19 protein-coding genes are annotated in these 25,217 nt (G+C 61.1%); 8 read left to right on the forward strand and 11 right to left on the reverse strand.

Annotated features, from left to right (window positions below; genetic code table 11):
* Nucleotides 1-407: 407 nt before the first annotated feature.
* The 3 genes from LCH64_RS12565 to LCH64_RS12575 all read right to left on the reverse strand — a co-directional run bounded on the left by LCH64_RS12565 (nt 408) and on the right by LCH64_RS12575 (nt 3,530).
* Complete coding sequence (locus tag LCH64_RS12565) at nt 408-2,066, reverse strand: cation acetate symporter (protein WP_103522381.1); 1,659 nt, start codon at nt 2,064-2,066, stop codon at nt 408-410.
* Nucleotides 2,063-2,374 (reverse strand): DUF485 domain-containing protein, encoded by a 312-nt coding sequence (locus LCH64_RS12570; protein ID WP_003222991.1) that lies wholly within the window; start codon nt 2,372-2,374, stop codon nt 2,063-2,065. The genes LCH64_RS12565 and LCH64_RS12570 overlap by 4 nt, the downstream gene beginning before the upstream one ends.
* Nucleotides 2,375-2,678: 304 nt before the next feature.
* Entirely contained in the window at nt 2,679-3,530 is an 852-nt protein-coding gene (locus tag LCH64_RS12575; protein WP_003222989.1) for a glycine betaine ABC transporter substrate-binding protein, read from the reverse strand.
* Between the two features lie 287 nt (nt 3,531-3,817).
* Here LCH64_RS12575 and LCH64_RS12580 point away from each other — a divergent pair, with 287 nt between their 5' ends.
* On the forward strand, nt 3,818-5,413 hold the full coding sequence (locus LCH64_RS12580) for a beta (1-6) glucans synthase (RefSeq protein ID WP_226500418.1): 1,596 nt from the start codon (nt 3,818-3,820) through the stop codon (nt 5,411-5,413).
* 115 nt (nt 5,414-5,528) lie between these two features.
* Here the strand turns inward: LCH64_RS12580 and LCH64_RS12585 are convergent, their stop codons facing one another.
* Nucleotides 5,529-5,897, reverse strand: a complete 369-nt coding sequence (locus tag LCH64_RS12585) for a hypothetical protein (RefSeq protein ID WP_003222985.1) — start codon at nt 5,895-5,897, stop codon at nt 5,529-5,531.
* A gap of 223 nt (nt 5,898-6,120) precedes the next feature.
* Here LCH64_RS12585 and LCH64_RS12590 point away from each other — a divergent pair, with 223 nt between their 5' ends.
* From LCH64_RS12590 to LCH64_RS12600, 3 genes are all read left to right on the forward strand, one after another.
* The gene (locus LCH64_RS12590; protein ID WP_003222983.1) at nt 6,121-7,419 is read left to right on the forward strand and encodes a hypothetical protein; all 1,299 of its coding nucleotides are present in this window, start codon (nt 6,121-6,123) and stop codon (nt 7,417-7,419) included.
* Nucleotides 7,412-8,200 carry a VacJ family lipoprotein gene (locus tag LCH64_RS12595; protein WP_003222981.1) on the forward strand — a complete coding sequence of 263 codons (789 nt, stop codon included), beginning with the start codon at nt 7,412-7,414 and terminating at the stop codon, nt 8,198-8,200. The genes LCH64_RS12590 and LCH64_RS12595 overlap by 8 nt, the downstream gene beginning before the upstream one ends.
* A gap of 188 nt (nt 8,201-8,388) precedes the next feature.
* A complete protein-coding gene (locus LCH64_RS12600) occupies nt 8,389-9,213 on the forward strand; it encodes a Cof-type HAD-IIB family hydrolase (protein ID WP_226500419.1) in 825 nt (274 codons plus the stop codon).
* 15 nt (nt 9,214-9,228) lie between these two features.
* Here the strand turns inward: LCH64_RS12600 and LCH64_RS12605 are convergent, their stop codons facing one another.
* The 5 genes from LCH64_RS12605 to LCH64_RS12625 form a co-directional block, all read right to left on the reverse strand.
* Nucleotides 9,229-10,143, reverse strand: coding sequence for a DUF808 domain-containing protein (locus LCH64_RS12605; RefSeq protein ID WP_226500420.1), 915 nt, complete (start codon nt 10,141-10,143; stop codon nt 9,229-9,231).
* A 67-nt stretch (nt 10,144-10,210) separates the two neighbouring features.
* A complete protein-coding gene (locus LCH64_RS12610) occupies nt 10,211-11,641 on the reverse strand; it encodes an efflux transporter outer membrane subunit (protein ID WP_226500421.1) in 1,431 nt (476 codons plus the stop codon).
* Nucleotides 11,638-14,760: an efflux RND transporter permease subunit gene (locus tag LCH64_RS12615; protein WP_226500422.1), complete on the reverse strand. Its 3,123-nt coding sequence runs from the start codon at nt 14,758-14,760 to the stop codon at nt 11,638-11,640. Before LCH64_RS12615 ends, LCH64_RS12610 begins: the two co-directional genes overlap by 4 nt.
* Nucleotides 14,750-17,833, reverse strand: a complete 3,084-nt coding sequence (locus tag LCH64_RS12620; protein WP_226500423.1) for an efflux RND transporter permease subunit — start codon at nt 17,831-17,833, stop codon at nt 14,750-14,752. Before LCH64_RS12620 ends, LCH64_RS12615 begins: the two co-directional genes overlap by 11 nt.
* Nucleotides 17,834-17,846: 13 nt before the next feature.
* Nucleotides 17,847-18,980: an efflux RND transporter periplasmic adaptor subunit gene (locus LCH64_RS12625; RefSeq protein ID WP_003222969.1), complete on the reverse strand. Its 1,134-nt coding sequence runs from the start codon at nt 18,978-18,980 to the stop codon at nt 17,847-17,849.
* 261 nt (nt 18,981-19,241) lie between these two features.
* Between LCH64_RS12625 and LCH64_RS12630 the strand changes: the two genes are divergently transcribed.
* Nucleotides 19,242-19,847, forward strand: coding sequence for a TetR/AcrR family transcriptional regulator (locus tag LCH64_RS12630; RefSeq protein ID WP_007969638.1), 606 nt, complete (start codon nt 19,242-19,244; stop codon nt 19,845-19,847).
* 113 nt (nt 19,848-19,960) lie between these two features.
* Here LCH64_RS12630 and LCH64_RS12635 read toward each other — a convergent pair whose 3' ends face one another.
* Nucleotides 19,961-20,419, reverse strand: coding sequence for a transposase (locus LCH64_RS12635; protein ID WP_226500424.1), 459 nt, complete (start codon nt 20,417-20,419; stop codon nt 19,961-19,963).
* Between the two features lie 212 nt (nt 20,420-20,631).
* Nucleotides 20,632-21,072, reverse strand: coding sequence for a heme-binding protein (locus LCH64_RS12640; RefSeq protein ID WP_003222968.1), 441 nt, complete (start codon nt 21,070-21,072; stop codon nt 20,632-20,634).
* Nucleotides 21,073-21,340: 268 nt separating this feature from the next.
* Between LCH64_RS12640 and gcl the strand changes: the two genes are divergently transcribed.
* The 3 genes from gcl (at nt 21,341) to LCH64_RS12655 (ending at nt 25,130) form a co-directional block, all read left to right on the forward strand.
* Nucleotides 21,341-23,116 carry a glyoxylate carboligase gene (gene gcl / locus LCH64_RS12645; RefSeq protein WP_103486058.1) on the forward strand — a complete coding sequence of 592 codons (1,776 nt, stop codon included), beginning with the start codon at nt 21,341-21,343 and terminating at the stop codon, nt 23,114-23,116.
* 176 nt (nt 23,117-23,292) lie between these two features.
* Nucleotides 23,293-24,075 carry a hydroxypyruvate isomerase gene (gene hyi / locus LCH64_RS12650; RefSeq protein WP_003222964.1) on the forward strand — a complete coding sequence of 261 codons (783 nt, stop codon included), beginning with the start codon at nt 23,293-23,295 and terminating at the stop codon, nt 24,073-24,075.
* Between the two features lie 161 nt (nt 24,076-24,236).
* The gene (locus tag LCH64_RS12655) at nt 24,237-25,130 is read left to right on the forward strand and encodes a 2-hydroxy-3-oxopropionate reductase (protein WP_003222962.1); all 894 of its coding nucleotides are present in this window, start codon (nt 24,237-24,239) and stop codon (nt 25,128-25,130) included.
* The last annotated feature ends 87 nt before the right edge of the window (nt 25,131-25,217 follow it).

Here is a 25,217-nt window from a genome sequence, read left to right on the forward strand (position 1 = left end):
AATGAGCGTTAGCTCGAGTACCGCTTTTGATCTGAGGGCCCGTCGGCAGGCTGAGTGGAGGGAGTTATCCGGGGGTGGGAGCGCAGCGACCGTTTGGCGCAGCCAAACACAGCGAGAGGAGGTGCAGCGAAGCAAACCGGAGGCGCTGCCCCCCGGATGAATCCCGGAGCGAAGGAACCCGAGCCCAGGCGAGGGCCGAACGTCAGGGCACAGACCTTTTGGTTACTTTTGGGGCGTTTGCCAAAAGTGACCCGCCGTAAGGGCGGAACCCTAAGTAGCCGTTACCGCAGCAACGGATATGTACTCAATAACCACCAAACACCAAGGCCCTAGCCCGATAACCGCCCACAAAAAAAATGCCCCGATCTCTCAACCGGGGCACTTCACTCAAACCACGTAATCAGCGCTTAGTGCGAAACCGCCCCACTCGCCCCCAACCCCGTCTGCGAACGCACAAACTGCGGGAAGAACAGCGCCCGCTCGTTCTCGGCCGCAGCCGACTTGTCGGTGATCGAGAAGAACCAGATCCCGATGAACGCGATAACCATCGAGAACAGCGCCGGATACTCGTACGGGAAGATCGCCTTCTCGTGATGCAGAATCTGCACCCAGATGGTCGGGCCAAGGATCATCAGCCCCACCGCACTGATCAGCCCCAACCAGCCGCCGATCATCGCGCCGCGGGTGGTCAGCTTCTTCCAGTACATCGAAAGCAACAGCACCGGGAAGTTGCAGCTCGCCGCGATGGAGAACGCCAGGCCGACCATGAACGCAATGTTCTGGCTTTCGAACAGGATGCCCAGACCAATCGCCAGCACACCCAGTGCGATGGTGGTGATCTTCGACACGCGAATCTCATCCTTGTCGTTGGCCTTGCCCTTCTTGATCACGCTGGCATACAGGTCGTGCGACACCGCCGAGGCACCGGCCAGGGTCAGACCCGCCACCACCGCCAGAATGGTCGCGAACGCCACCGCCGAGATGAAGCCGAGGAAGATGCTGCCGCCCACTGCGTCAGCCAGGTGCACCGCCGCCATGTTGTTGCCGCCGAGCAGAGCGCCCGCCGCGTCCTTGAAGTCAGGATTGGTGCTGACCAGCAGAATCGCGCCGAAGCCGATGATGAAGGTCAGGATGTAGAAGTAACCAATGAAACCGGTGGCGTACAGCACGCTCTTGCGGGCTTCTTTGGCGTCACTCACGGTGAAGAAGCGCATCAGGATGTGCGGCAGACCAGCGGTACCGAACATCAGGGCCAGGCCCAGGGAGAACGCCGAAATCGGATCTTTCACCAGACCGCCCGGGCTCATGATCGCTTCACCTTTCGGGTGAACCTTGATTGCCTCGGAGAACAGTGTGTTGAAGTCGAAGTTGACGTGTTTCATCACCATCAGCGCCATGAACGAGGCACCGGACAGCAACAGCACAGCCTTGATGATCTGCACCCAGGTGGTCGCCAGCATGCCGCCGAACAGCACGTACATGCACATCAGGATACCGACCAGAATCACCGCAACGTAGTAGTCGAGACCGAACAGCAGCTGGATCAGCTTGCCGGCACCGACCATTTGCGCGATCAGGTAGAACGCCACCACCACCAGCGAACCGCAGGCAGACAGGGTGCGGATCTGGGTTTGCCCGAGGCGGTAGGACGCCACGTCGGCAAAGGTGTATTTGCCCAGGTTACGCAGACGCTCGGCGATCAGGAACAGAATGATCGGCCAGCCCACCAGAAAGCCGATCGAGTAGATCAGGCCGTCGTAGCCGGAGGTGAACACCAGCGCGGAAATCCCCAGAAAGGACGCCGCCGACATGTAGTCACCGGCAATCGCCAGACCGTTCTGGAAACCGGTGATCTTGCCGCCCGCCGCATAGTAGTCGGCGGCCGACTTGTTGCGCTTGGAGGCCCAGTAGGTGATGCACAAGGTCGCACCGACGAACACCACGAACATGGCGATGGCGGAAACGTTGAGCGGTTGTTTGTGGACTTCGCCGGTCAAGGCGTCAGCGGCCCAGACGGCTGGAGCGAACGCTGCGATGCTCAAAAGAGCCAGTAGACGCCGGATCATTGCTGAGCCTCCTTGAGAATCGCATTGTTCAGGTCGTCAAACTCGCCATTGGCGCGCCGTACGTAGATCGCGGTCAGGATGAAGGCCGAGACAATCAGGCCGACACCAATCGGAATGCCCCAGGTAATCGAAGATCCCGGACTGAGCTTCGCCCCGAGCACTTGCGGCCCGTACGCGATCAGCAGAATGAATGCGGAGTAAAGCCCGAGCATGATTGCCGAGAGAATCCAGGCAAATCGTTCCCTTTTTCTCACCAGCTCCTTGAAGCGCGGGCTGTTTTGAATCGAGAGGTAAATGCTGTCGTTCATTGTTTTTATCCTCGCAGCACAGATTATTGTTGGAACGTATCCACTGTATGCGGCTGCGGAACGGGTTCCAGACGACCTTAGTATTAGAACGACATGACGTTTTCGCCAATTTTCGGACGGTAATTAGCCGAAAGAAATGGAAAGAGGCTTTGAAACAGCCGTAAACCCTGCAAGGGAGGGTGCACAAGAAACAAATGTGGGAGCGGGCTTGCTCGCGAAGGCGGTGTGCCAGTCAACGCAAATGTGACTGATACGGCGCCTTCGCGAGCAAGCCCGCTCCCACAGGGTTATTGCAGTGTTTGGGTTATTTGGTCCAGTCAGCCACGCGATCCGGGTGCTTGGCGACCCAATCCTTGGCCGCCGCTTCAGGCTTGGCGCCGTCCTGGATGGCCAGCATGACTTCGCCGATCTCGTCTTTCGACGCCCACTGGAAGTTTTTCAGGAACTTGGCGACTTCCGGAGCCTTGGCATCCAGCTCTTTGCTGCCGATGCTGTTCACGGTTTCAGCCGCGCCGTACACGCCTTTCGGGTCGTCGAGGAAGCGCAGTTTCCACTTGGCGAACATCCAGTGCGGCACCCAACCGGTGACCGCAATCGACTCGTTCTTTTTCTCGGCGCGGGTCAGCTCGGCAATCATGCCGGCGCCGGAACTGGCCTTGAGCGTATATTTGTCCAGGCCGTAATCCTTGATCGCCTGATCGGTTTTGAGCATTACGCCTGAACCGGCGTCGATGCCGACGATGCGGTTCTTGAAGCTGTCATCGGTCTTGAGGTCTTCGATCGATTTCGCCTTGACGTACTCCGGCACGATCAGGCCGATTTTCGCATCCTTGAAGTTCGGGCCGTAATCCACGACCAGATCCTTGTTCTTCGCCCAGTATTCGCCGTGGGTGACCGGCAGCCAGGCCGAAAGCATCGCATCGAGTTTGCCGGTGGCCACACCCTGCCACATGATCCCGGTGGCGACGGCTTGCAACTTCACGTCGTAGCCGAGTTTCTGCTTGATCACCTCGGCCGCCACATGGGTGGTCGCGACGCTGTCGGACCAGCCGTCAACGTAACCGATGTTCAGGGTCTGTTTTTCAGCGCTGGCGAATGTGGAACTCATCGCAAGCACCAGAGCGGCACCTGCGCCTAAAAGTCGTCGCATCTTCATCGTTTACTTCCCCGAAATGCTGCGCCCAACGGATGCCGGGCATCGTCAACGTATTGTTATGGTGCACAGCGCCCCCATCACGCCTGACCGCAAACTCGCTTGAACGCCAGTGGAGTGCTGACGCTTTCGATCATCGGCCTGACGCCCGCAGCGACCTGCTCTGTCAGCGACCTCAATACACCGAGAAACGACATCAGAAGGCCATTAATCGCCTCCGAATAAATGGCGCCAGACAATCCGCCCGAACTTTGCATGGACAAATCATGCAGGTCACCAACCGCTGAAAAATGCAGGTAACATGCGTCGCTTTGCAGCCACTCGGCCTGACCATGTCCGCGACTTCCCGCTTTCCCTTTCTTCCCTACCTCTTCGCCTGCCTGCTCGGCCTGTTTGCCCTCGGTGGCTTCTGGTACGGCCTCGGCAAACCGGTGATCCTGCCGGACGCCGCGACCCCGACGCACAAGTTGCAATGCGCCTCCTACACGCCGTTCGACAAGGATCAGTCGCCGTTCGACGTACCGTTCAAACTGCGCCCGGAGCGCATGGACGCCGACCTCGCCCTGCTGGCGACACGCTTCGAGTGCATCCGCACCTACTCGATGACCGGCCTCGAAGCGCTGCCGGATCTGGCGCGCAAACACGGTTTGAAGCTGATGATCGGTGCCTGGGTCAACAGCAACCCGGTGGACACCGAAAAAGAGGTCGACCAGTTGATCGCCTCGGCCAACGCCAACCCGGATGTGGTCAGCGCGGTGATCGTCGGCAACGAAGCCTTGCTGCGCAAGGAAGTCACCGGCGCGCAACTGGCCAGACTGATCAACAAGGTCAAAAGCCAGGTCAAGCAACCAGTCACCTATGCCGATGTCTGGGAGTTCTGGCTCAAGCACCCGGAAGTTGCGCCGGCGGTGGACTTCCTGACCATTCACTTGCTGCCGTACTGGGAAGATGATCCGTCGAACATCGACGTCGCCCTGCAACATGTGGCGGATGTGCGTCAGGTGTTCGGCAACAAGTTCGCGCCCAAGGACGTGATGATCGGCGAGACCGGCTGGCCCAGCGAAGGTCGCCAACGCGAGACCGCCCTGCCGAGCCGGGTCAACGAGGCCAAGTTCATTCGCGGCTTTGTCGCGATGGCCGAGAAGGAAGGCTGGCATTACAACCTGATCGAGGCGTTCGACCAGCCATGGAAACGTGGCAGCGAAGGTGCGGTCGGCGGTTACTGGGGCCTGTTCGATGCCGATCGCCAGGACAAGGGTGTGCTCGCCGGACCGGTGACCAACGTGCCGTACTGGAAGGAATGGCTGGGCATCGGCGGGCTGATCTTCCTCGGCACGCTGCTGCTCGGCGGCCGGGTGCGCACCACCCGATCGGCATTGATCCTGCCGCTGCTCGGTGCGCTGGCCGCCTGCTCGATCGGCGCCTGGGGTGATCTGGCGCGAGTGACCACGCGGTTTGCCAGCGAATGGCTGTGGGTCGGTTTGCTGACGGTCTTGAATCTGTTAGTGCTGGCCCATGCCGCGCTGAGCCTGAGCGCCCGCCAGGGTTGGCGTGAACGCGTCTTCAATCGGCTCGAGCGCCGTGTCGGCTGGCTGGTGGCGCTGGCAGGTTTCGCGGCGGCGGTGATGATGCTGGAGATGGTCTTCGACGCACGTTATCGCAGCTTTGCCAGCATGGCGTTCATCCTGCCGGCGCTGGTTTACGTGTGCCGACCGGTCAGCGTGCCGCGTCGGGAAATCGCCCTGCTGACCTTTATCATCGGCGCCGGCATTGCGCCGCAGTTGTATGAAGAGGGATTGTTGAATCAGCAGGCATGGGGCTGGGCGTTGGTCAGCGGGTTGCTGGTGGCGGCACTTTGGCGCTGCCTGCGGGTTCGCAAGGGCTGATCTCCAGAGCCCAGTCTTGCCCCTTCGCGAGCAAGCCCGCTCCCACATTTGATTGCATTCCAACTGAAGGAACTCGATTAAATGTGGGAGCGGGCTTGCTCGCGAAGGCTGACTATCAGGCGCTACGGGATTCCCGGACCAACCGCAACCCGGCAATCACCACCGCAAATACCGCCAGCGTGGTGTTGTACAACGCCAGCGCCGGCAACCCGAACACCAGCGCCAGCACCGCCAGCCACCACCCTGCCCGTCCGGGCAGCACAAAACCCAGCAGCGCCGCACCCAGCGCGGTCCAGCCCAGTACCTTGAAGTGGATCATCAGCCCCAGGTTCGAACGCACCGAGCATTCCCAACGGCTCGCTTCATCGACGCAGATGCCAACCCACCGACCGTCCTCCATAAAGCCATAACGCGCGCCATAACTGGCGGCCAGCCACAGCGGCAACAGAACGAGCAACAGGATCACGGGCAAGCGGCGGGACATGAATCTCTCCAATCAACGAAATCGGCGGCCAGCTTAATCGCACTTGTACCGTTGGCAAGTACTAACAACTGTTAACTGGTCATCCGCGCCTTGCAAAGTGTATCGTCCAGCTACTATTACTCCGAATTCTGCCTGTTTGGTGCCGAGGCATGGCACTTTGGCGCAACCCCGGTGGTCATAGCCTGCGAACTTCATTCGGCACCTTCCTTTAAGGGATCCAGTCATGCTCCGTTCCTTGCGCTTCGCCGCGCTTTTCTGCGGCCTTATTCTGAGTGCGTCCGCACTGGCGGTGGATATCGATGCCGCCGGTTATGGCTATCCCCTGACCAACCCGTTCGAGGCGACCATCGCCACGACGCCACCGGACCTGCGCCCGGAATTGCCGTCGGACGACGAGATCAACCAGTCCGACCACAGCATTACCCTGCGCCCGGAACGGGCATTCATTCTCCCGGACAATTTCTGGGCAGTGAAAAAACTCACGTACCGCATCGCCGAGCAGGACAAACCGGCGCCGCTGATCTTCCTGATCGCCGGCACCGGCGCGCGCTATGACAGCGCGATCAACGAATACCTGAAGAAGCTCTATTACAAGGCCGGCTACCACGTCGTGCAGTTGTCGTCGCCGACCAGCTTCGACTTCATCAGCGCCGCCTCACGCTTCGCCACCCCGGGCATCACCAAGGAAGACGCCGAAGACATGTACCGGGTGATGCAAGCCGTGCGCGCGCAACATCCGAAACTGCCGGTCACCGAGTACTACCTCAGCGGCTACAGCCTCGGTGCGCTGGATGCCGCGTTCGTCGCGCACCTGGACGAAACCCGGCGCAGCTTCAACTTCAAGAAAGTCCTGCTGCTCAACCCACCGGTCAACCTCTATACCTCGATCACCAACCTCGACAAGCTGGTGCAGACCGAGGTGAAAGGCATCAACAACAGCACCACCTTCTATGAACTGGTGCTGAACAAGCTGACCCGCTACTTCCAGCAGAAAGGCTACATCGACCTCAACGACGCCCTGCTCTACGACTTCCAGCAGTCGAAACAGCATCTGACCAACGAACAGATGGCGATGCTGATCGGCACCTCGTTCCGTTTCTCGGCGGCCGACATTGCCTTCACTTCCGACCTGATCAACCGTCGCGGCCTGATCACCCCGCCGAAATTCCCGATCACCGAAGGCACCAGCCTCACGCCATTCCTCAAGCGTGCGCTGCAATGCGACTTCGACTGCTACCTGACCGAACAGGTGATCCCGATGTGGCGTGCGCGCACCGACGGCGGCAGCCTGTTGCAACTGATCGACCAGGTCAGCCTGTACGCGCTCAAGGATTACCTGCACGACAGCCCGAAAATCGCCGTCATGCATAACGCCGACGATGTGATCCTCGGCCCCGGCGACCTCGGTTTCCTGCGCAAGACCTTCGGCGATCGCCTGACCGTTTATCCTTACGGCGGCCATTGCGGCAACCTTAACTACCGCGTCAACAGCGACGCCATGCTGGAGTTCTTCCGTGGCTAAATATCTCCTGCTGATTGCAGCGCTCCTCAGTGCAGGCGTGGCCCAGGCCGACAACAGCAAAGCCAACGCGCCCGTGGTGGTCGACAACGACGGCTTCAAGGAACCGCTGTCCAAACTCAAGTTCAACCCGGGTCTGGACCAGCGTGAATTCGAACGCTCGACGCTTAACGCGCTCAACGTTTACGACCCGCTGGAGTCGTGGAACCGCCGCGTCTACCACTTCAACTACCGCTTCGACCAATGGGTGTTCCTGCCAGTGGTCGACGGTTATCGCTACGTGACGCCAAGCTTCCTGCGTACCGGGGTGAGCAACTTCTTCAACAACCTCGGCGACGTGCCGAACCTGGTCAACAGCCTGCTGCAGTTCAAGGGCAAGCGCTCGATGGAAACCACGGCGCGGCTGCTGCTCAACACCACCATCGGCGTCGCCGGTCTGTGGGACCCGGCCACCGCCATGGGCCTGCCGCGCCAGAGCGAAGACTTCGGTCAGACCCTGGGCTTCTACGGCGTACCGGGCGGCGCCTACTTCGTGTTGCCAATCCTCGGCCCGTCGAACATCCGCGACACCGCCGGCCTGGCCGTCGACTACACCGCCGAATCGGCGATCAACTACCTGAACGTGTCGAAAGTCAGCGAAAACCACCCGGAAATCTGGGCCCTGCGCGCGGTCGACAAGCGCTACCAGACCAACTTCCGCTATGGCCAGATGAACTCGCCGTTCGAGTACGAGAAAGTCCGTTACGTGTACACCGAGTCACGCAAGTTGCAGATTGCCGAGTAAACCCTTCCAACCGCTGGCAAGCATCGGCCCCGCCGAGCTTGTCAGCGCGTCTGCACGCCCGACATTCTTTTCATATGCCTGCCCTTCTGCGCCCGCCCGGGTAAAGACTGACGCCGCCATTCGTCTTTCAGACAGCGGCGTACGCCCGGTCAACTGGGTGGGCAGGCGATCCCTTCCGAGGAGTCATGATGTACTTGCTTATTGCCTCTGACCTGGATGGCACGCTGCTGCTGCCAGGCGATACTTTCGGTGCCTTTACCAAAAGCGTGATTCACAGCCTGAACCGCGCAGGTCATCACATCGTGCTGGCGACGGGTCGGCATCAGACGGACGTCGAGTCATTGCTCGACAGTCAGTCACCGCCGGTTCACCTGATCACCGCCAATGGCGCGCGCATTTCCAGCGCCTGTGGCGGACTTTCACTGAGCGCGGAATTATCGACCGCCGTTGTTCAGACATTGCTCGAGGAAGCCCGCGCCGATACCGACCTGACCATCAACCTTTACTGCCGATCCGGCTGGCTGATGAGTCGAGAAGACGAAAACCTGAAGGACTTCAGCCAGAACCCGGACTTCCAGCCGACACTCTGCGCGACCGAGAATCTGCCGCTGCAGGCTGTGCAGAAAGTGTTTTTCTTTCAACGCAGCAAGGATCATGACGCCCTGCTCAGGCTGCAGGCGCGGCTGGAACAACGGCTGGGCGATCAGATCGGCACGGTATTCACGTTTCCATGGTGCCTGGAGGTCATGGCCAGAGACGTCTCCAAGGGCAATGCCCTGAAGCAGCTGGCCGAATTCCTCAACGTGCCGATTCAGGCCTGCATCGCGTTTGGTGACGCCATGAACGACGCCGACATGCTGGCCAGTGTCGGCAAAGGCGTGCTCATGGGCAACGCACATGCCGAGTTGAGACAGGCACTGCCCGAAGCGGAGATCATCGGCCGATGCACCGATGAAGCCGTCGCGCACTACCTGTCGAAGCATCTGCTGAAGAGCGCTGATCGCCCGGCATGACACCTGCGGGCGTCCTTACGCCCGCACAGCTTTCCACAATTTGCCAATCAGGCTCACCGCGAGCAACACCACGCCCCCGGCAATAATCCCGGCCACGCCATTGAGCAGCACCGGGACTGCAAACCCGACACTACCGGACGCCGCCCCCACACTTTCAATCCAGTGATGCACCGCAGGAATGCCGTGGGTGAGGATGCCGCCGCCGACCAGGAACATCGCCGCCGTGCCGATCACCGACAGGCCTTTCATCATGTACGGCGCGGCGCGCAGGATCGCGTTGCCGATGCTTTTCGCTGCGGCACCGGGTTTCTGCGTCAGCCACAGGCCGAGGTCGTCGAGTTTAACGATGCCGGCCACCAGACCATAAACACCGACAGTCATGACGATGGCGATGCCGGACATCACGATCACTTGCTGGGTCAGCGAAGCGTCGGCCACGGTGCCGAGCGTGATGGCGATGATTTCCGCCGAAAGGATGAAATCGGTGCGGATCGCGCCTTTGATCTTGTCCTTCTCGTAAGCCACCAGATCGGTGCTCGGCGCGGCCATGGCCTCGGTCAATTGCGCATGTCCGGCGTCATCTTCGGCCTTGCTGTGCAGGAACTTGTGCGCGAGTTTCTCGAAGCCTTCGAAGCACAGATAGGCGCCGCCGACCATTAACAGCGGCGTCACCAGCCACGGCACAAACGCACTGATCGCCAACGCCGAAGGCACCAGAATCAGTTTGTTGAGAAACGAGCCCTTGGCCACCGCCCAGACCACGGGAATTTCCCGCTCGGCGCGCACGCCGGAGACTTGCTGGGCATTGAGCGCCAAGTCGTCACCGAGCACCCCGGCGGTCTTCTTCGCGGCCATTTTGCTCATCAACGCCACGTCATCCAGAACCGTAGCGATGTCGTCGATCAGCACCAGCAAACTGCTTCCTGCCATGGGTCAGGCTTCCCTACATGAAAAAAGTGCGCGCAGCATACCGCGCCGCACTCACTGGAGCGAGACGCTAAGGCACCTGCCAGCCACCCCCCAGGCTCTGGAACAGCGCGACACTGCCCTGACTGAGCAAACCTTGCGTGTCGCGCAGGTTCTGCTCGGCCTGCAACAGCACCAATTGCTGAGTCAATACCGCTTGCTGGCTGACCGTGCCCGCGCGCTGCTGCGCCTGCTGGCTGCCGAACAATTGCTGATTGCGCTGAAACATCTGCTCGTAGGCCTGCGCCTGGGTGTGCAGGTGATTGATCGCCGACAGGTTGTCCTCGACGTTCTGCAACGCACCGAGCACCGTGCCGCGATAATTCGCCACGTCCTGATCGTAGGTGGCTTCGGCTTCCTGCTTGGCGGCTTCGCGGGCGCCGCCGTCGAAAATCGTTTCGGCCAGCGCCGGGCCGAGGGTCCAGATGCGGTTCGGCACCGAGAACAGACCGCCCAGCGCCGTGCCGCGAAAACCGCCTTCGGCGGTCAGGCTAAGGGTCGGGAAAAACGCCGCTTCGGCGACGCCGATTCGCGCGTTGGCCGCTGCTGCCAGGCGTTCGGCCGAGACCACATCGGGACGCCGCAACAGCAGATTCGACGGCAGCACCGGCGGCGGCATCGGCGTGGTGAACTGATAGTCGGCAGCCTTGGGCAGATTGAACTGCGCCGGCGCCACGCCCACCAGCACCGCCAATGCATGCTCGGCCTGCTCGCGTGAACGCTGCGCGGTTTGCAGCGCGGCAATCACCGTGCTCAATTGATCCTGCGCCACCAGCAATTGATCGTTGGTCGCCGTACCCTGCACGGTTTGCGCCTGGATCATCGTCAGCAGTTGCTGGTTGATGGTCTGCTGTTGCTGCAACAGATCGATGTCGATATCCAGTTGCCGCAGCCCCAGATAATTGGTCGCTACGCTCGCTCCAATCGACAGCCGCACCCCGGCCAGCAAGGCATCGGACGATTGCAGCGAGGCCTGGCTCGATTCGATGCCGCGCCGCACCTGGCCCCACAGATCCGGCTCCCAACTGGCGCTCAAGGTCGCGCTGACGGATTGCTCGACGGTGCCGCCACTGCTGCTGGTGCCGGTCAAGCCGCTGGTGGTGCTGCCGCTGGCCCCGCCACCGACCCCGCGCGCGCCGGACAAGCCCACGCCCACCGTCGGCCACAACCCGGCGCGGCTCGACGCCACTTGTGCCTGCGCCAGCCGATACGCCGCTTCGGCGCCAATGATCGACGGGTTGGCCCTGGCCGAGCGTTCGACCAGATCGTTGAGTATCGGATCCTGATAAATCCGCCACCACTGGCTGTTCAGCGCCCCCTGCGGATTGGCCTGGGCGCGCTGCCATTGGGTGCCTTCCTTGAAGGAGGTCGGCAGTTCCATGGCCGGTTTCTGATAATCCGGACCGACCATGCAGCCACTCAACAACAGACACAACACTCCTACAAAGGATTTGTGTTTCATGGCGTACTCCTGCGCAGGCGCTGCGACGCCCGATCCAGCCAAAGGTAGATCACCGGCGTGGTGTACAGCGTCAGCAACTGGCTGAACAGCAAGCCGCCAATGATCGAAATCCCCAAAGGTCGGCGCAACTCCGAGCCATAGCCGGTGCCGAGCACCAGCGGCAGTGCGCCAAGAATTGCCGCCAGCGTGGTCATCATGATCGGCCGGAAACGGATCAGACAGGCGCGGCGAATCGCTTCTTTCGCGCTCAGGCCGAATTCGCGGCGCTCGGTGATGGCGAAGTCGATCATCATGATCGCGTTCTTCTTCACGATCCCGATCAACAGAATCACCCCCACCAGCGCGATGATCGACAGCTCAGTCCCCGTCAGCAGCAACGCGATCAAGGCGCCGACCCCGGCCGAGGGCAAGGTCGAAAGAATCGTCAGCGGATGCACCAGACTCTCGTAAAGCATCCCCAGCACGACATACACCGACAGCAGCGCCGCGACGATCAGCAGCGGTTCACTGGCCACCGAAGACTGGAACACCTGCGCGGTGCCGGCGAACTGGCCGACCACGCTGGCCGGCATGCGCAATTGCTTCACGGCGTTTTCAACTAACGCCGTCGCCTGACCGATGGATACGCCTGGCGCGAGGTTGAACGAAGCGGTCACCGCTGGAAAGGTGCCCTGATGACTGATCGAAATCGCTGTGCGCCCCACCGAATAATCAGCAACAGCCGACAGCGGCACCAACGGTTGCGAGGCGGTGGCGCTGAGGTTGGGCGCCGCCGCAGCGCCCTTGGTGGTGACGGCCGCCGTGCCCACCGGCACGTAGACATTTTTCAGGGTGGCCGGGTCAGCCCAGTACGGCGGCGCAACTTCCATCACTACGTGGTATTGGTTGGCGGAACGGTAGATGGTCGAGACCTGACGCTGGCCGAACGCGTCGTACAGCGTCTGGTCGATGGCCGACATGCTCACGCCCAGTCGCGCCGCCGCATCACGATTGACGGTGACGCTGGCCATCAGGCTGTTGTCCTGCTGATCGGTGTTGATGTCGGTCAGTTGCGGCAAGGTGTGCAGCGCCGCCACGACTTTGGGCACCCATTCATCGAGGGTGCTCTGGTCATCGGCGGTCATCGTGTACTGATACTGCGCCCCGCTCTGCCGCCCGCCAACGGTGATGTCCTGCGCTGATTGCAGGTACAGGCGCGTGCCGGGCATGTCGCCCAGGGTGCGGCGAATCTGCCCGATGACCTGATCGGCGCTGTCCTTGCGATCGGCCAGTGATTTGAGGGTTATGAACAACTGCGCACTGTTCACCGCGCCGCCGATCCCGCCGCCACCGCCGACAAAACCACCGACGGTGGCCACGTTCGGATTGCTCAGCACCTTCTGGTTGATCTCGCTGAAGTTCGACTGGATCGCCCCGAAGGAAATGCTCTGCGCCGCGATGATGCTGCCGGACATGCGCCCGGTGTCTTCCTGCGGGAAAAAGCCCTTGGGCACCATCACGTACAGGACGCACGCCAGCACGATCACCAGCAACGTCAGCAACCCCATCAGGAACGAATGCTCCACCACCCAGCCCAGGGTGCGGTCATAGAAGCGGTGAAAGCGCGAATCCGGGTGATCTTCGCCGTCCCCAGCCTGCTCATTGGTACGCAGCAGCACGCTGGCGAGCATCGGCGTCACGGTCAGTGATACCAGCATCGAAATCACGATGGCCACCGACAGCGAAATCGAAAACTCGCGAAACAGTCGCCCGACTATGCCACCCATCAGCAGCAACGGAATGAACACCGCCACCAGCGACACACTGATGGTCATCACCGTGAAGCCGACCTCGCGTGCCCCGGCCAACGCCGCCTGCACACGGCTTTCGCCCTTCTCCAGATGGCGCATGATGTTCTCGACCACCACGATCGCATCGTCCACCACAAACCCGGTGGAAATGGTCAGTGCCATCAACGACAGGTTGTTCAGGCTATAGCCGAGAAAGTACATCGCACCAAACGTGCCGAGCAGCGACAACGGCACGACGATGGCCGGGATCAGCGTGCTGCGCCAATCGCGGAAGAACGCGAACGTCACCAGCGTCACCAGTGCGATGGAAATCAGCAGGGTCATTTCCACATCGTGCAACGACGCACGAATGGTGGTGGTGCGATCCATCAGGATGTTGATCTTGATCGCCGAGGGGATCGAGCTTTGCAGAAACGGCAGGTCGGCCTTCACCGCATCCACGGTGTCGATGACGTTGGCCCCGGGCTGCTTGAACACCACCAGCAGCACCGCTGGTTTGCCGTTGGACAGGCCGAAGTTGCGCAGGTCTTCGACGTCTTCGGTGACGTCGCCCAGATCGGAAATGCGCACCAGATCGCCATTGTTTTTCTTCACCACCAACGGCCCGTAATCGGCGCCCTGATAGAGCATGTCGTTGGCCTTGAGGCCATAGGATTGAGCGCCGAGTGCCACCGTACCCTTGGGCAGATTGACGTTGGACGCCTGAATCACCTGGCGCACCTGTTCGAGGCTGACGCCATAGCGGTTGAGCCGATCCGGGTTGAGCTCGATGCGTACCGCCGGCAGCGCCGCGCCGCCCACCGTTACGTCGCCGACCCCGGTGGTTTGCAACAGGCGTTGCTCAAGCAGGGTCGAGGCCACGTCATACATCTGTCCGCGTGTCGCGGTGTCGGAGGTCAGGCTGAGGATCAGGATCGGCGAGTCGGCCGGGTTGACCTTGCGGTAGGTCGGGTTGCCGGACAGGTCGCTCGGCAGATTGCTGCGCGCCGCGTTGATCGCCGCCTGCACGTCCCGGGCGGCGCCGTCGATGTCGCGGTTGAGGTCGAACTGCAGGGTGATGCGCGTCGCCCCCAGCGAACTCGACGAGGTCATTTCAGTGACCCCGGCGATCTGCCCGAACTGGCGCTCCAGCGGCGTCGCCACCGACGATGCGACAGTGCTCGGATCAGCGCCGGGCAACGAAGCGCGCACGCTGATGGTGGGGAAATCCACTTCCGGCAGCGGCGCCACTGGCAGCAGGTTGAACGCCAACACGCCGAACAGCGCCAGCCCCACCGCCAGCAACGTGGTGGCGATCGGGCGCCGGATGAACGGCGCGCTAAGGTTCATCGCGATAGGCCTCGACCAGCGCTGGCCGGCGCCGAGTGAAACGCTGCTCCAGACTGTGCATGGCGAGGAAAATCACCGGGGTCGAAAACAGCGTCAACAACTGACTGAGCAGCAGCCCGCCGATGATCGCGATGCCCAGCGGATGTCGCAGCTCCGAACCGATCCCCGTACCCAGCGCCAGCGGCACCGCGCCAAACAGCGAGGCCATGCTGGTCATCAGGATCGGCCGAAAACGCAGCTCGGCCGCCTGACGAATCGCCGCCACCGCATCGAGTCCGCCCTCGCGCTCAAGCTCCAGCGCGAAGTCGACCATCATGATGCCGTTCTTCATCACGATCCCGATCAACAGCACGATGCCGATCAGGCCGATGATGTCGAACTGCGTGCCGGTGACCAGCAACGCCAGCAGCGCGCCCAGCGCTGCCGAGAGCAAGGTCGAAAGAATCGTCACCGGGTGCACGAAGCTCTCGTAGAGAATGCCCAGCATCAGGTACACGACGATGATCGCCGCCAGCACCAGAAACACCTGATTCGACAGTGACGCCTCGAACGTCGCCGCCGCCCCCTCCAGATTGGCCTGCACCGACAGCGGCAGGCCGGCCTTGGCTTCGATCTCGTTGAGCCGGGTCACCGCAGCACCAAGGGTCTGGCCGGGGGCGAGGTTGAACGACACGTCGGCATAGGGAAATTGCCCGAGGCGGTTGATGGTCACCGGCGCGCGAATCACCTGCATGGTCGCCATGCTGGACAGCGGCGCCACCCCGCCGCCGGGAATATCGACGTAGAGCCCGGTCAGCAAATCGGCCAGATTGTGCGGCGGATGATCAGTGGCAATCACCACGTGATACTGGTTGAGCTGGGTGTAGATGGTCGACACCTGACGCTGGCCGAAGGCGTCGTACAGCACATCGTCGATGGCCTGCGGGGTGATACCCAGACGTGAAGCGGTGGCGCGGTCGAAGTTGAGCTGGATCTGATTGCCGAACTGCATCGCCTGACTCTGCACATCGGTGAACATCGGGTCCTGCTTGATCGCCGCCAGCAATGTGTTGGTCCACTGCTCCAGCTCATCCGGGTCGGTGGCCTGCAGGCCGAGGCGGTAGCTGGTGGTCGAGACCGTGGCGTCCAGCGTCAGGTCCTGCACGCTGTGCAGGTACAGGCGAATCCCGGCGTCGTCGGCGTTGGCGTCCGAGAGCCGGCGAATCACTGCCGCGCTGCTGTCGCGGTCGCCGTGGGGCTTGAGGTTGATCAGCAGGTTGCCCTGATTGATCGTCGGGTTGGTCTGGTCGATACCGACGAACGACGACAGGCTGGCCACCGCTGGATCTTTCAGAATTCGTGCGGCCAGCCGTTGCTGTTCGATCTGCATCTGCTGGAAGGAAATTGTCGGCGAGGCCTGGGAAATACCCTGGATCAGCCCGGTGTCCTGCTCGGGGAAAAAGCCCTTGGGCATCACCACGATGATCAGCAGGGTCAGTGCCCCGGTGAACACAATGGAAATCAGCGTCAGCCCGCGGTGCAGCAACACCCAGTCCAGGCCCTTGACGTAATAGCCGTTGATCCGGTCGAAGAAATCGACCCGGCGCTCCTCGTGCCTGTGCTTGAGCATGCGCGAGCACATCATTGGCGTCAGGGTCAGGGTGATCAGCGCCGAGATGACGATGGTCACCGCTACGGTCATGGCAAATTCACGGAACAATCGCCCGACCACATCGCCCATGAACAGCAGCGGAATCATCACCGCGATCAGCGCCACCGACAGCGAAATGATCGTGAAGCCGATCTGCTCCGAGCCCTTGAGCGCAGCCTCCATCGGCGAGTCGCCGGCCTCGATGTAGCGGGTGATGTTTTCGATCATGACGATGGCGTCATCGACCACAAAACCGATGGCGATGGTCAGCGCCATCAACGTCAGGTTATTCAGCGAAAAGCCCAGCCCATAGGCCACTGCAAGCGTACCGACCAGGGTCAGCGGCACGGTTACCGCCGGAATGATCGTCGCCGGGAGATTGCGCAGGAACAGGAAAATCACGATCACCACCAGCAGCACCGCCACACCGAGTTCGTACTGCACGTCGGTGACCGAGGCACGAATGGTTTGCGTGCGATCGGTGAGCACGTTGACCTTGAGCGTCGCCGGCAGACTGGCGCGCAACTTGGGCAACAGTTGCTGCAGACGGTCGACCACGTCGATCACGTTGGCGCCGGGCTGGCGCTGGATATTCAGGACAATCGACGGCGTGCTATTGGTCCACGCGGCCTGGCGTGGATTCTCCGGGCCCTGGGTCGAACTGGCGATCTGCGACAGACGGACCGGCGCGCCGTTCTTGTAGGCGATCACCAGGTCGCGATACTCCTCGGCCGACTGCAACTGGTCGTTGGTGCCGATCGAATACGCCTGATATTTGCCGTCGATATTGCCCTTGGCCTGATTGACGTTGGCCGTGCCCAGCGAGGTGCGCAGGTCGTCGAGGGACAGACCGAGATTGTTCAGCGCCGAGGTGTTGGCCTCGACCCGCACCGCCGGGCGCTGACCGCCGCTGATGGTGACCAGGCCGACGCCGGTGATCTGCGAAATTTTCTGCGCCAGCCGCGTGTCGGCGAGGTCTTCAACCTTGGTCAGCGGCAGCACGTCGGAGCTCAGCGACAGGGTCAGCACCGGCGCGTCGGCCGGATTGACCTTGCTGTACACCGGCGGGTACGGCAGGTTGGCCGGCAGGAACGTGCCGGCGGCGTTGATCGCGGCCTGCACTTCCTGCTCGGCGACATCCAGCGACAACGACAGATCGAATTGCAGGGTCACCACCGAGGCGCCGTCGGAGCTGGTGGAGTTCATCGATTTGAGGCCCGGCATCTCGCCGAGCTGACGCTCCAGCGGCGCGGTGATCGACGAGCTGATCACCTCGGGACTCGCGCCGGGGTATTGAGTGAAGACCTGGATAGTCGGGTAATCGACCTCGGGCAACGCCGACACCGACAGCAAGTGATAACCGAGCATGCCCAGCAACAGCACCGCCACCATCAACAGCGTGGTAGCGACCGGGCGTTCGATGAAGGGGCGCGAGACGTTCATGTTGGGCGCCTCCTCACTGCGCGACGACTTTCACCGCAGAGCCATCGTCGAGTTTGTCGGCGCCCTCGGTGACCACCTGCTCACCGGCCTTCACGCCGTTGTCGAGCACTGCCGAGACGTCCCCCGTCGCCGGGCCGGTCTTGATGTTGCGCAGGCTGACCTTGTTGCCCGGATCGACCACGACGAACACGAAATCGCCCTTGCTGCCGTGCTGGATCGCCCGGGTCGGCACCACGCTGATCTGGGTCAGCGTATCGGCCTTGAGTCGCGCGTTGACGAACTGATTGGGAAACAGCGCCTTGCCCGCATCATCAAACTGCGCCTTGACCTTGATCGTGCCGGTGCTGGTATCGACCTGGTTGTCCAGCGCCAGCAGACTGCCAGTGGCCAGCAGATTGTGCTTGTTGCGGTCGTAGGCCAGCACCGTCACCGGCCCCTTGGCCATGGCCTGATTGATTGCGCCCAGATCATCTTCGGGCACGGCGAACACCACCGTGGCCGGGGTCATCTGGGTGATGACCGCAATCCCGGTGGTGCTGGTGGTGGTCACGTAGTTGCCGGGATCGACCTGGCGCAGGCCGACCACGCCATCCACCGGCGAGGTGATGGTGCAATAACTCAATTGCACTTCGAGGTTCTGCACGCTGCCCTGATCGGAAGCGACCGTACCTTGCAGTTGCTGCACCAGGGAGGCCTGGGTATCGAGGGTTTGCTGGGTGGTGGAACCGACCTTGATCAGCTCGCGATAGCGCGCCAGATCGCGCACGGCGTTGGCAAGCAACGCCTGATCGTGCATCAGCGTACCCTTGGCCACCGCCAATTGCGCCTTGAGTGCGCGGTCATCGATGCGGGCGATCACCTGGCCCTTGCGCACCTGCTGGCCTTCCTGGAATTCGACCGAGCTCAAAATTCCGTCGACTTGGGTGATCACTGTCACGCTGCGGGTCGGGGTGACGGTGCCGAGGGCGTCGATGTACACCGGCACATCCTGCAACTTGACTGCGACCGTTGCCACGGGTTCGGCCGGCGGCGGTGGCTTGGGCTTGCGCTGGTTCGACGCGAGGAACAGCCACAGCACCACTGCCAGCAATACAAGCCCCAGCACAACGATGGCCCAGGCGATTTTGCTGCGTCTGCGTTTTTCCACGGTATTTCACTCGAACAGGCCGACAATCACACACGGCAATTGAAAGTGAAGCCCGGCCATACAAGGCAAATCCCTGGCCAATGGCTTGATCGCTGCCTTGAACTCTAGCAGCGCCTCCCGAGTTCACCCAAAGATCTGCAGGTTCGTTCAGCCCCGAGACAGCGAAGTCCGCCCGCCCCCTTGCCGGGGCATTCTTGAGCGCTGCGCGAGGCCGGTGCTACCATGCGCAACCGCCAGAACAGGCAAGGAACCACCGGGTTTATGAGCACAATCCGCGAGCGCAACAAAGAACTGATCCTGCGTGCCGCCAGTGAGGAATTTGCCGACAAAGGCTTCGCTGCGACCAAAACCAGCGACATCGCCGCCAAGGCAGGATTGCCCAAGCCCAACGTCTACTACTACTTCAAGTCCAAGGAAAACCTCTACCGCGAGGTCCTGGAAAGCATCATCGTGCCGATCCTGCAGGCCTCGACTCCGTTCAACCCGGACGGCGTGCCGAGCGAAGTGCTCAGTGGCTACATCCGCTCGAAGATCCGCATCTCCCGCGACCTGCCCTTCGCCTCCAAGGTGTTCGCCAGCGAAATCATGCACGGCGCCCCGCACCTCAGCGCCGACCTGGTCGAGCAGCTCAACAGCCAGGCCAAGCACAACATCGACTGCATCCAGAGCTGGATCGACCGCGGCCAGATCGCCCCGATCGACCCCAACCACCTGATGTTCAGCATCTGGGCCGCGACCCAGACCTACGCCGACTTCGACTGGCAGATCTCTGCGGTCACCGGCAAGGACAAACTGGACGAGGCGGATTACGAGGCGGCGGCGCAGACGATCATTCGGTTGGTGTTGAAGGGGTGTGAGCCGGACTGATAGACCTCGTTGAGCGCTTCGCGAGCAGGCTCGCTCCCACAGGAGATTTATAACCGCCGCCTATCCAATGTGGGAGCGAGCCTGCTCGCGAATGGCAGCAACTCGATATCAGCTCAAACCCAAATGGCATCCCACAGCGGATAGTCTCCAAGCCTCTCCACTAGACCAGCCCGCAACGGGTTGGCCACGATATACCGAGCCAACTTCACCAGATCTTCTTCTCTGCGCAATGCACGATCATGAAAGCCAGATTGCCAAAGACTGGTCTTTCGACCCGTCGAGAGATTCACGGCTTTGGTGCTGAGGGATTTTGTACGCTGCATCAACTCGCTGAGCGAATCACGCTTCAATTCAATCAGCCAATGAAAATGATCTGGCATGACGACCCAGGCCAACGAATTGGCAAACCCCATCTCCTCTGCGATGCGAAATTGGCTGACGACCAATCGACCCAGTGCAAAGTCGCTGAAAACAGGCTGCCTTCCCGCCGTATTGGTAGCCAGTAAGTAGATGCGGTTTTGTTCGGAGTAGCGACCAATGCGCAAACGATTTGAAGCAGATAGATCCAGCATTCCTTTGCCTTTTCATGTCCTGATTATGAAAAGGCTAGTTCAGTGAATTTCCGAGCAAGCGTCAGACGTTTAGCAGGATGTGTACGGAAGATCGCCTTCGCGAGCAGGCTCGCTCCCACAGTGGACTTGGGTATTCAGACATTTGGTGTCTAAACACAAATCCAATGTGGGAGCGAGCCTGCTCGCGAAAGCGGTTAATCAGACGCTACAGATCAAGCCGCCACCCCCGCATCCGCCCTCAAATCCAGCGCCTCCACCGCTTTGATCGCCACCTGCTCATCAATATCCGACAGATCGCCGCTGATCCCGATCGCGCCCAGCACGTTGCCTGCCTGATCACGAATTAAAACCCCGCCCGGGGCCGGGACGACGCTGCCCTGGCCCATGCTGTTGAGTGCGGCGATGAACGCCGGGCGTTGTTGGGCGTCCAGCGCCAGCAGGCGTGAGCCCTTGCCCAGGGCGATGGCGCCCCAGGCTTTGCCGATGGCGATGTTCGGGCGCAGCAGGCTGGCGCCGTCTTCGCGTTGCAGGGTGATCAGATGGCCGCCGGTATCGAGTACCGCGATGGTCAGCGGCGCGGCGTTGATGCCGCGTCCGGTGCTGATGGCCTGGTTGACCAGGTTGACTGCGACTTTCAAGGTTAAAGCGCTCATGGTGCCGTCCTCATTTTGTTATTGGGAAAGTCGTGGGGCTGCGCTCAAGTGCCGCAGACCGATGCCACAAATAGAACACAATGAATTATTTTTTTGTATACAATAATTCTCGAAAGGCGCCACATGCGACGAAAAGCCACAGCAAAATCGGCTTCCGACGAATGAAACAGACGCTTGAGAAAATGGATTGACCTGCGCCGTCCGCCGTGAATACACTCTGCGCAAAGCCACTTGTATACAATTACAAAACGTAAAGAGGCACAAAACCATGAGCAAAATGAGAGCAATCGAAGCCGCCGTTCTGGTGATGCGCCGTGAAGGGGTTGATACCGCTTTTGGCATTCCGGGTGCTGCGATCAACCCGCTGTACTCCGCCCTGCAGAAAGTCGGTGGCATCGATCACGTCCTCGCTCGCCACGTCGAAGGCGCGTCACACATGGCCGAGGGTTACACCCGCACCAAGGCCGGCAACATCGGCGTGTGCATCGGTACGTCCGGCCCTGCCGGTACCGACATGGTCACCGGGCTCTACAGCGCCTCGGCCGACTCGATCCCTATCCTCTGCATCACCGGCCAGGCACCCCGCGCCCGTATGCACAAGGAAGACTTCCAGGCCGTCGACATCACCAGCATCGTCAAGCCCGTCACCAAGTGGGCGACCACGGTTCTGGAGCCGGGCCAGGTGCCCTACGCGTTCCAGAAAGCCTTTTACGAAATGCGCTCCGGCCGTCCAGGCCCGGTGCTGATCGACCTGCCGTTCGACGTGCAGATGGCTGAAATCGAATTCGACATCGACGCCTACCAGCCGCTGCCGCTGGCCAAGCCAACCGCGAGCCGCATTCAGGTCGAGAAGGCTCTGGCCCTGCTGGATCAGGCCGAGCGTCCATTGCTGGTGGCCGGCGGCGGCATCATCAACGCCGACGCCAGCGATCTGCTGGTGGAGTTCGCCGAGCTGACCGGTATTCCGGTGATCCCGACCCTGATGGGCTGGGGCACCATTCCGGACGATCACCCGTTGATGGTCGGCATGGTCGGTCTGCAGACCTCGCACCGTTACGGCAACGCCACGCTGCTGAAATCCGACGTGGTGCTGGGCATCGGTAACCGTTGGGCCAACCGTCACACCGGTTCGGTCGACGTCTACACCGAAGGCCGCAAGTTCATTCACGTTGACATCGAAGGCACGCAGATCGGCCGCGTGTTCACTCCGGATCTGGGCATCGTCTCCGACGCTGCTGCCGCGCTGACCGTGTTCATCGAAGTCGCCCGTGAATGGCAAGCCGCCGGCAAGCTGAAAAACCGTAGCGCCTGGCTGCAGGATTGCCAGCAACGCAAAGCCAGCCTGCACCGCAAGACGCACTTCGACAACGTGCCGGTCAAGCCACAGCGCGTTTACGAAGAGATGAACCAGGTGTTCGGCAAGGACACCTGCTACGTCAGCACCATTGGTCTGTCGCAGATTGCCGGCGCGCAGTTCCTGCACGTCTACAAGCCGCGTCACTGGATCAACTGCGGTCAGGCCGGCCCGTTGGGCTGGACCATTCCGGCGGCGCTGGGCGTGGTCAAGGCCGATCCGAGCCGGAAAGTCGTGGCCCTGTCGGGGGACTATGACTTCCAGTTCATGATCGAGGAGCTGGCGGTCGGCGCTCAGTTCAAACTGCCTTACATCCACGTCGTGGTGAACAACTCGTACCTGGGGCTGATCCGTCAGGCCCAGCGCGGGTTCGAAATGGACTACTGCGTGCAGCTGTCCTTCGATAACCTGAACGCGCCGGAACTCAACGGTTACGGTGTCGACCACATCGCAGTCGCCGAAGGCCTCGGCTGTAAAGCCCTGCGGGTGTTCGAACCGTCGGAAATCGCCCCTGCCCTGCGCAAGGCCGAACAGATGATCGAAGAGTTCAAGGTACCGGTGATTGTCGAGATCATCCTGGAGCGTGTGACCAACATCTCCATGGGGACCGAGATCAACGCCGTCAACGAATTCGAAGACCTGGCACTGGTCGGCAACGACGCGCCAACGGCGATTTCGTTGCTTGATTAACTGCTGACCGCTCTCCCTGTGAGAGCGGGCCATGTGGCGAGGGAGCTTGCTCCCGCTCGGCTGCGAAGCAGTCGTAAAGCTTTTGGGGCCGCTGCGCGCCCCAGCGGGAGCAAGCTCCCTCGCCACACAGGCTCGCTCCTACAAGGGGAACCTCACAAGATTTACGGGAGACCACCATGCCGCGTTTCGCAGCCAACCTGTCCATGCTGTTCACCGAACAGGATTTCCTTGCCCGTTTCGACGCCGCCGCCAAAGCCGGTTTCAGTGGTGTGGAATACCTGTTCCCGTACGATTTCAGCTCTGCCGAAATCAAGGCCAGGCTCGATGCCAACGGTCTGACCCAAGTGCTGTTCAACCTGCCGGCCGGTGACTGGGCCAAGGGCGAGCGCGGTATCGCGTGTCTGCCGGATCGGGTTGAAGAATTCCGCGCCGGGGTCGATCTGGCGATTGCCTACGCGCAGGTGCTGGGCAATACCCAGGTCAACTGCCTGGCCGGTATCCGTCCGCAAGGCATTGATGATGTGACCGTGGAGAAAACCTTCGTCGCCAACCTCAAGTACGCGGCCGACAAGCTGCAGGCGGCCGGTATCAAACTGGTGATGGAAGCGATCAACACCCGCGACATCCCGGGTTTCTACCTGAACAACACGGCGCAAGCCCTGTCGATTCGCGAGCAGGTCGGCAGCGCCAATCTGTTCCTGCAATACGACATCTATCACATGCAAATCATGGAAGGCGATCTGGCCCGCACCCTGCAATCGCACCTGGGCGAGATCAACCACGTGCAGCTCGCGGACAACCCGGGGCGCAACGAGCCGGGCACCGGTGAAATCAACTACCGCTTCCTGTTCGAACACCTGGATCGCATCGGTTACCAGGGTTGGGTTGGCTGTGAATACAAGCCGCTGACCACCACCGAGGCCGGTCTCGGCTGGCTCAAGAGCCACAACGCAATTTAAGAACACTGCAAAACCCTTGTGGGAGCGGGCTTGCTCGCGAATGCGGTGGTTCAGTCAACACGGATATTGAATGTTCCACCGCATTCGCGAGCAAGCCCGCTCCCACCCAAGGCAACACCCCCTATTTCGCTTGAGCAAGACAAAAACAAGAGGATTTTCTCATGGCTAAAATCGGATTTATCGGCACCGGCATCATGGGCCACCCAATGGCTTCGAACCTGCAGAAAGCCGGTCACAGCCTGTTCCTGTCGGCGCATCACGACGCCGCTCCGGCCGATCTGGTCGCCGCTGGCGCCGTCGCTCTGGCCAACCCGCGCGAAGTGGCGCAGGAAGCTGAATTCATCATCGTCATGGTGCCGGACACTCCGCAGGTCGACGACGTGCTGTTCCGCGCCGACGGCGTTGCTGCCGGCATCGGCAAAGGCAAAGTGGTGATCGACATGAGTTCGATCTCGCCGACCGCCACCAAGGCTTTCGCCAAGAAGATCAACGAAAAAGGCGCGCAATACCTCGACGCCCCGGTATCCGGTGGTGAAGTCGGCGCCAAGGCTGCGACCCTGAGCATCATGGTCGGTGGCGACGCCGATGCCTTCGAACGCGCACTGCCGCTGTTCCAGGCCATGGGCAAGAACATCACTCTGGTCGGTGGCAACGGCGACGGTCAGACCGCCAAAGTGGCGAACCAGATCATCGTCGCGCTGAACATTCAGGCCGTGGCTGAAGCCCTGCTGTTCGCTTCGAAAAACGGTGCTGATCCGGCCAAGGTGCGTGAAGCGCTGATGGGCGGTTTCGCTTCGTCGAAGATCCTCGAAGTGCACGGCGAGCGCATGATCAAGGGCACCTTCGATCCGGGCTTCCGCATCAGCCTGCACCAGAAGGACCTGAACCTGGCCCTGCAAGGCGCCAAGGAGCTGAACATCAACCTGCCGAACACCGCCAACGCCCAGCAAGTGTTCAGCACCTGCGCGGCCATCGGTGGCAGCAACTGGGACCACTCGGCGCTGATCAAGGGTCTGGAACACATGGCCAACTTCTCGATTCGCGACAAAAAATAAAGCCTTTGCCTCACTTTCCATGTGGGAGCGGGCTTGCTCGCGAAGAGGGCGTTTCAGTCGACATGGAGATTGACTGACCCACCGCCT

The organism is Pseudomonas sp. MWU16-30322 (assembly GCF_020515535.1).
GTDB classification, from domain to species: Bacteria; Pseudomonadota; Gammaproteobacteria; order Pseudomonadales; family Pseudomonadaceae; genus Aquipseudomonas; species Aquipseudomonas fluorescens_H.

Coding starts and splice junctions, on each gene's coding strand:
- LCH64_RS12565 (WP_103522381.1), bottom strand. CDS start 2,066: ATGATCCGGCGTCTACTGGCTCTTTTGAGCATCGCAGCGTTCGCTCCA.
- LCH64_RS12570 (WP_003222991.1), bottom strand. CDS start 2,374: ATGAACGACAGCATTTACCTCTCGATTCAAAACAGCCCGCGCTTCAAG.
- LCH64_RS12575 (WP_003222989.1), bottom strand. CDS start 3,530: ATGAAGATGCGACGACTTTTAGGCGCAGGTGCCGCTCTGGTGCTTGCG.
- LCH64_RS12580 (WP_226500418.1), top strand. CDS start 3,818: ATGCAGGTAACATGCGTCGCTTTGCAGCCACTCGGCCTGACCATGTCC.
- LCH64_RS12585 (WP_003222985.1), bottom strand. CDS start 5,897: ATGTCCCGCCGCTTGCCCGTGATCCTGTTGCTCGTTCTGTTGCCGCTG.
- LCH64_RS12590 (WP_003222983.1), top strand. CDS start 6,121: ATGCTCCGTTCCTTGCGCTTCGCCGCGCTTTTCTGCGGCCTTATTCTG.
- LCH64_RS12600 (WP_226500419.1), top strand. CDS start 8,389: ATGTACTTGCTTATTGCCTCTGACCTGGATGGCACGCTGCTGCTGCCA.
- LCH64_RS12605 (WP_226500420.1), bottom strand. CDS start 10,143: ATGGCAGGAAGCAGTTTGCTGGTGCTGATCGACGACATCGCTACGGTT.
- LCH64_RS12610 (WP_226500421.1), bottom strand. CDS start 11,641: ATGAAACACAAATCCTTTGTAGGAGTGTTGTGTCTGTTGTTGAGTGGC.
- LCH64_RS12615 (WP_226500422.1), bottom strand. CDS start 14,760: ATGAACCTTAGCGCGCCGTTCATCCGGCGCCCGATCGCCACCACGTTG.
- LCH64_RS12620 (WP_226500423.1), bottom strand. CDS start 17,833: ATGAACGTCTCGCGCCCCTTCATCGAACGCCCGGTCGCTACCACGCTG.
- LCH64_RS12630 (WP_007969638.1), top strand. CDS start 19,242: ATGAGCACAATCCGCGAGCGCAACAAAGAACTGATCCTGCGTGCCGCC.
- LCH64_RS12635 (WP_226500424.1), bottom strand. CDS start 20,419: ATGCTGGATCTATCTGCTTCAAATCGTTTGCGCATTGGTCGCTACTCC.
- LCH64_RS12640 (WP_003222968.1), bottom strand. CDS start 21,072: ATGAGCGCTTTAACCTTGAAAGTCGCAGTCAACCTGGTCAACCAGGCC.
- gcl (WP_103486058.1), top strand. CDS start 21,341: ATGAGCAAAATGAGAGCAATCGAAGCCGCCGTTCTGGTGATGCGCCGT.
- hyi (WP_003222964.1), top strand. CDS start 23,293: ATGCCGCGTTTCGCAGCCAACCTGTCCATGCTGTTCACCGAACAGGAT.
- LCH64_RS12655 (WP_003222962.1), top strand. CDS start 24,237: ATGGCTAAAATCGGATTTATCGGCACCGGCATCATGGGCCACCCAATG.